The sequence below is a fragment of the Pseudomonas brassicae genome, from assembly GCF_010671725.1.
Classification (GTDB): domain Bacteria; phylum Pseudomonadota; class Gammaproteobacteria; order Pseudomonadales; family Pseudomonadaceae; genus Aquipseudomonas; species Aquipseudomonas brassicae.
Window position 1 is genome coordinate 1 of the sequence record NZ_JAAHBU010000116.1, and the last position, 6,304, is coordinate 6,304.

Annotated in this window: 5 protein-coding genes and 1 pseudogene; 2 read left to right on the top strand and 4 right to left on the bottom strand. The window is 63.8% G+C overall.

All coding sequences use genetic code 11. The features are described from left to right. Nucleotides 1-137: 137 nt before the first annotated feature. The 4 genes and pseudogenes from G3436_RS09725 to G3436_RS09735 form a co-directional block, all read right to left on the bottom strand. Nucleotides 138-737, bottom strand: a complete 600-nt coding sequence (locus G3436_RS09725; RefSeq protein WP_163944084.1) for a tRNA-uridine aminocarboxypropyltransferase — start codon at nt 735-737, stop codon at nt 138-140. A 77-nt stretch (nt 738-814) separates the two neighbouring features. Next, nucleotides 815-1,843 (bottom strand): methyl-accepting chemotaxis protein, encoded by a 1,029-nt coding sequence (locus G3436_RS09730; RefSeq protein ID WP_420801193.1) that lies wholly within the window; start codon nt 1,841-1,843, stop codon nt 815-817. A 255-nt stretch (nt 1,844-2,098) separates the two neighbouring features. Further along, a pseudogene (locus G3436_RS28850) lies at nt 2,099-2,380 on the bottom strand (PAS domain-containing protein); the annotation flags it as partial. 136 nt (nt 2,381-2,516) lie between these two features. Further along, on the bottom strand, nt 2,517-3,410 hold the full coding sequence (locus G3436_RS09735; protein ID WP_163944089.1) for a LysR family transcriptional regulator: 894 nt from the start codon (nt 3,408-3,410) through the stop codon (nt 2,517-2,519). A gap of 225 nt (nt 3,411-3,635) precedes the next feature. Here G3436_RS09735 and speB point away from each other — a divergent pair, with 225 nt between their 5' ends. Continuing rightward, nucleotides 3,636-4,586 carry an agmatinase gene (gene speB / locus G3436_RS09740; RefSeq protein ID WP_163944092.1) on the top strand — a complete coding sequence of 317 codons (951 nt, stop codon included), beginning with the start codon at nt 3,636-3,638 and terminating at the stop codon, nt 4,584-4,586. Nucleotides 4,587-4,724: 138 nt separating this feature from the next. Next, entirely contained in the window at nt 4,725-6,104 is a 1,380-nt protein-coding gene (locus G3436_RS09745) for a sodium:solute symporter family protein (RefSeq protein WP_163944095.1), read from the top strand. The last annotated feature ends 200 nt before the right edge of the window (nt 6,105-6,304 follow it).

Below are 6,304 nucleotides of genomic sequence, written 5' to 3' on the forward strand. Positions count from 1 at the left end.
CGCGAGCGCTAGTCATCACGGTCGTTGCTGGCCCCTTCGCCGGCAAGCCAGCTCCCACAGGTACCGTGTGATCATCAGGGCGCAGCTCAACCTGTGGGAGCTGGCTTGCCAGCGAAGGGGCCGGTACAGACAACCCATCAGCGCAGATGATTACGCACATAGGTCTGCTGCCCCATCGCCGCAATCTGTCCTTCGATCAGCGCGTCGAACGGCCGCAGCAACGCGTCGAACACCACAGGCACCTCCAGCACATTAAGCGCCTGCACCACCGCCTCGACCGTCGACAACGCGCCCTCCTCCGGCGCCTTGCGCACGCGATAGCGCGAAGGCTGCACCGCCCCCAGCGTGACGCGTGGCAACGCCGCCAGCAGCGGGTTCAGGTGCAACAGCTTGCGCGCCTTGCGCCACGTGCCATCCGGCACAACCAGCAACCACGGCCGCTGATCGGGCGTGTCGGCATAGCCTGCCAGCACCTGCGCCTCAGCCCCCGGGAACAGCAACCCCACCCTGTACCCCGGTGTGGCCAGCAACGCCGGCAAATCCTCGAACACCTCACCCACCCGCAACTCGGCATTGCGCAGGCCCAATGCCGCCAGGCGCGCGGTATTCAAGGCGTGCCCGACCTCGCTGGGATGCTGCAACAGCACCACCCGCGTACGGCTCGCAAGGCTGGGGATCAAGGCACAAAGGCAATGGGATTGGGGGCGCAGGCAGCGCGCGCAGTGAATTCTGGACATCGGGTTCTCCTGAGGGGGCGAAGTGTGCCACAACAGGCCCGCAAAACGATCCCACATCCCTGTGGGAGAACGGCGCCTCAGCGGTTGAAACGCTCCGCCAGGCTGTGCAGGTAGTCGGCCATGCGCTCCAGGTCCTGGCTGATCTCGGCCCCCTGCTTGGCCTGGCCGGCGCTGTGATCGCACAGTTGGGCAATGCGCGTGATTTGCTGGTTGATGTCCTCGGCCACATGGCTCTGCTGCTCGGACGCCGTGGCCATCTGCTGGCTCATGCCGGTGATGCGGCTGACCGCCTGGCTGATGCCCACCAGCGCCGACTGTACCGCCTCGACGCTGAGCACACTGTCGCGCGAGATCTGTTCGCCACGGCTGGCGCTGCTCACCGCACGTTCGGCACCGGCGCGCAGCGTGGCGATGATCTGGTGAATCTCCTGGGTCGAGGTGCGTGTGCGCCGGGCCAGTGAGCGCACCTCATCGGCTACCACTGCAAAGCCGCGGCCCTGCTCGCCGGCACGCGCGGCCTCGATGGCCGCGTTGAGCGCCAGCAGATTGGTCTGCTCGGCAATCGAGGTGATCACATCCACCACGCTGCCAATGGACTGGGTCTGCCCGGCCAGTTCGTTTACCGCATGGCCGATCTCGGTCACCGCATCGGCCATGCTGCCCATGGCCCGCAGGCTCTGCTGTGCCAGATCGCTGCCCTGCTGCGCCAGTTGGTCGGCATCGGAGGCCGCCGTAGCGGTGTTCTGCACGTTGTGGGTGACCTCCTGAATGGTCGCGGCCATCTGCGCGATGGCGGTGGCCGACTGGTCGGTTTCACTGCGCTGGCGATCGAGCATCTGCGCCTGGGCGCCCGACAGGTCGGACGATTGCGCCGCTCGCGCCTTGACCCCGATGCCTGCATCCACCAACCGCGTGAGGGCTGTCTGCAGGCGCGCCTCTTCGCTCAGGATCGCCAGGTCCAATTGCCCCTGCAGGCCATGGTTGTCACTGTAGGTCAGCGCCACCAGCGGGCTGGTGAACGCCTTGGGGTGCTCGGCCAAGGTACGCCGGATCACCTGGTTATGGCGCGCCTCAATCAGGTACCAGGCGCTCAGCAGGCTGGCCATCAACACCCCCAGTGCGGCGTACTGGGGCAACCACAGGTAGGCGGCTGCCGACGCCAGGCCGGCACCGATCAGCGGCCAACCCTGCGCCAGCTGCGCACTGGCCCGCGCCGCCAGGGGAATCGCTGCACGGCCCTGGCGCAGGCGCGCGTATAACGCCGACGCGCGGCGTATCTGGTCACGGCTGGGCACCGAACGCACCGACTCGTAGCCACTGATGCGACCGTCTTCGTAGATCGCCGTGACGTACGCGCTGACCCAGTAGTAGTCGCCGTTCTTCGAACGGTTCTTGACCACCCCCATCCAGGGCTTGCCTTGCTTGATGGTCTCCCACATGTGGCCGAACACCGACGGCGGCATATCCGGGTGGCGCACCAGGTTATGGGTCTGCCCCACCAGTTCGTCGTAGGTAAAGCCGCTGATCGCGACAAAGGCGTCATTGCAATAGGTGATACGGCTGTTGAGGTCGGTGGTGGAGATCAGCCGCTGTTCGCTGGGAAAGGTTCTTTGGTGCTCGGTGACGGGCAAATTCATGCGCATCTGGGCGATCCCTGCTTGGAGATGATGGGAAATTTCATCAAAGCAAGAACAGGTTTAGCAGAGCAATCATGGGCGTGTACACGGCACTTGAAGGATTTTTCACACCTGTGCGCAAATGATTTTCAAGCGCGCCGGCTCAGGCCAATGTGAGCTGCGCCTTGAGCCGGTCGCGAAACGTCTGGATCAATGGTTCGCGGCTGCGCCCGCGGCGGATGATCAGCGAAAATGGCGCCTGGTAGCCAAAAGTCGCAGGCGACAGCACACGCAGATCGCCCTTGTCGGCCCAGGCCTGGGCGTAATGCTCGGGCAGGTAGCCGATATAGGCGCCCGACAGCACCAGGATCAATTGCGCCTCCATGCTTTCGACCGTTGCCGCACTGTGCTTGAAGCCATGGCGGGCCAGTTCGGCCTGGCTCCAGTAACCGCGCCCGACCATGCGCTGCTGGGTGATCACCTGCTCGGGGATGCGCCGCTCGGCGAACAGCGGATGCCGGTGGCTGCAATACAGCCAGTGCTGCTCGCGGTACAGCGGCTGGTACACCAGCCCGCTCATGCGCGTGGAGAACGCGCCGATGGCCAGGTCCAGACGGTTGTCCTGCACCCCCAGCTGCAATTCGTACGGGCTCGACACCGACAGGTGCAGGTGCACGGCCGGGTGCTCCTGGCTATAGGCGCCAATCGCTTCGGCCAGCGGCAAGGCGCGATCGCCCACCGTGGAGTCGATCACCCCCAGGTTGAGGGTGCCGCGCAGCTCGCCCTTCAGGGCCGCAGCGTACTGCTCGAACCCGTCCATCTCGGCCAGCAGGCGCAGGGTTTCCTGGTGAAACAGCTCGCCCTTGCTGGTCAGGCTGAAGCCGCCCCGGCCGCGGTGGCACAGCACGATACCCAACCCTGCCTCCAGCTGACTCATGTAGGTGCTGATCGCCGAGGTCGACAGGTTCAACTCGCGCTGCGCATTGGCGAAGCCCTGATGGCGCACCACGCTGACAAAGATACGCAGCAATTTCAGGTCAGGCAGGGCTGAAGCCATGGCACGGCACTTCCACGCAGTTTCGAATACTCGGCAGTCTACCCACAGCGTGCGTATTAGTTCAGAAAAACCTGAAGTAAGTATTTGCCTGTAGCGATTCTCTTGCCCCACCACCTTTTGCAGACTCTGCCCCAATGCACCTGTCAGGCGGCATGTGGGTGCAAGCTCGCCCCACGGCCCGACAGGTTCCAATAACTAGAACAATTGAACCCGTGAGGCCCGACCGTGGACAAGATTCTTCACCAACCACTGGGCGGCAACGAAATGCCGCGTTTCGGCGGCATTGCCACCATGCTCCGTCTTCCCCACCTGCCCAGCGCTGCCGGCCTGGATGCCGCATTCGTCGGCATCCCGCTGGACATCGGCACCTCGCTGCGCTCCGGCACCCGCTTCGGCCCGCGCCAGATCCGCGCCGAGTCGGTGATGATCCGCCCGTACAACATGGCCACCGGTGCGGCCCCGTTCGACTCGCTGTCGGTGGCCGACATCGGTGACGTGGCGATCAATACCTTCAACCTGCTCGATGCCGTGCGCATCATCGAAGAAGCCTACGACGAGATCCTCGAACACAACGTGATCCCCATGACCCTGGGCGGTGACCACACCATCACCCTGCCGATCCTACGGGCGATCCACAAGAAGCATGGCAAGGTCGGGCTGGTGCACATCGATGCGCATGCCGACGTGAACGACCACATGTTTGGCGAGAAAATCGCCCACGGCACCACCTTCCGCCGCGCCGTCGAAGAAGGCCTGCTGGACTGCGACCGGGTGGTCCAGATCGGCCTGCGTGCCCAGGGCTACACCGCCGAAGACTTCAACTGGAGCCGCAAGCAGGGCTTTCGCGTAGTGCAGGCCGAAGAGTGCTGGCACAAATCGTTGGAGCCACTGATGGCCGAAGTACGCGAAAAGGTCGGTGGCGGCCCGGTGTACCTGAGCTTCGACATCGACGGTATCGACCCGGCCTGGGCGCCGGGTACCGGCACGCCGGAAATTGGTGGCCTGACCACCATCCAGGCGATGGAAATCATTCGTGGCTGCCAGGGCCTGGACCTGATCGGTTGCGACCTGGTCGAAGTCTCCCCGCCTTACGACACCACCGGCAACACCTCGTTGCTCGGCGCCAACCTGCTCTACGAAATGCTCTGTGTTCTGCCTGGCGTGGCCCACCGCTAACCGCCATCGGCTTGGATCTTCACCCCGGGAAGGAACCTTTGGGCGCCGCACCTGCGGCCCGTCAACGGATGAATGACGCCTGTCGCGCATAGCGCCAGGCGATTGATCTCACCATAAAAAAGATAATCGGAGACACCCATGGCCTTGGACATATTCGTTGTACTGATCTATGCCGCCGGCATGCTGGTACTGGGCTGGTTCGGCATGCGCCGGGCAAAGACCCATGAAGATTACCTGGTCGCCGGGCGCAACCTCGGCCCGAGCCTGTATATGGGGACCATGGCCGCCACCGTGCTGGGCGGCGCCTCTACCGTGGGTACGGTGAAACTGGGCTACGTGCATGGCATTTCCGGCTTCTGGCTGTGCGCGGCACTGGGCCTGGGCATCATTGCCCTGAACCTGTTCCTGGCCAAGCCGCTGCTGCGCCTGCGCATCTTCACCGTGACCCAGGTGCTGGAGCAGCGCTACAACCCCATGGCCCGCCAGGCCAGCGCCGTCATCATGCTGGCGTATGCACTGATGATCGCGGTCACCTCGACACTGGCCATCGGCACCGTGCTGCAAGTGCTGTTCGAGCTGCCGTTCTGGGCGGCGATCCTGCTCGGTGGTGGGGTGGTCGTGGTGTACTCGACCATTGGCGGCATGTGGTCGCTGACCCTGACCGACATCGTGCAGTTCGTGATCAAGACGGTTGGCCTGATGTTCATCCTGTTGCCGATCTGCCTGTACCGGGTGGGCGGCTGGGACGAACTGGTGGCCAAATTGCCTTCAACCAGCTTCAGCCTGACCACTATTGGCTGGGACACCATCATCACCTACTTCCTGATCTACTTCTTCGGCATCCTGATTGGCCAGGACATCTGGCAGCGCGTGTTCACCGCCCGTGACGAGAAAGTCGCCCAGCGCGCCGGCACCACCGCCGGTGTGTATTGCGTGATCTATGGCCTGGTGTGTGCGCTGATCGGCATGTGTGCCCATGTGTTGCTGCCTGACCTGGGCAATGCCAACAACGCATTCGCCGCCATCGTCAAATCGGCCTTGCCGGACGGTATTCGCGGGTTGGTGATTGCAGCGGCGCTGGCCGCGATGATGTCGACCGCCAGTGCTGGTTTGCTGGCGGCCTCCACGGTGCTGACCGAAGACCTGCTGCCCAAGCTGCGCGGTGGCAAGCAATCGAGCCTGGGTATCAACCGGTTGTTCACTTGCCTGACCGGGTTTGCGGTGTTGGGCATTGCGCTGGTGGTGGTGGATGTGATCAGTGCGTTGACGTTGGCATACAACCTGCTGGTGGGTGGCATGCTGGTGCCATTGATCGGGGCGATCTACTGGAAACGGGCGACGACAGCAGGTGCAATCACCAGCATGGCGCTGGGATTTGTCACGGCGCTGGTGTTCATGTTCAAGGATGGGATGGATGCCAATACGCCGATCTATTACAGCCTGGCGGTGGGCTTGGTGAGTTTTGTGGTGGTGAGTGTGCTGTCGCGGCGCTCGGTGCGGGCGGTGAACCTGGCGTGAACAACGGCAGGTAATGGTCGCACGCTATCGCTGTTGATCTTGATCTTGATTGTCCGGCCCGTCAGCAGGCCGAGTGGAGGTGTCGTGCGGGGGGCGGGGCGCAGCTTCGGCGCAGCCGAAGCGAGCGGCTGTTGAGTTGCGCAGCAACTCGTGCCGCGTGCCCCCTGGACGGCACCGGAAGGAGGGACCCGGAGCGTAGC

Coding starts and splice junctions, on each gene's coding strand:
- G3436_RS09730 (WP_420801193.1), bottom strand. CDS start 1,843: ATGGCCAGCCTGCTGAGCGCCTGGTACCTGATTGAGGCGCGCCATAAC.
- G3436_RS09725 (WP_163944084.1), bottom strand. CDS start 737: ATGTCCAGAATTCACTGCGCGCGCTGCCTGCGCCCCCAATCCCATTGC.
- G3436_RS09735 (WP_163944089.1), bottom strand. CDS start 3,410: ATGGCTTCAGCCCTGCCTGACCTGAAATTGCTGCGTATCTTTGTCAGC.
- G3436_RS09745 (WP_163944095.1), top strand. CDS start 4,725: ATGGCCTTGGACATATTCGTTGTACTGATCTATGCCGCCGGCATGCTG.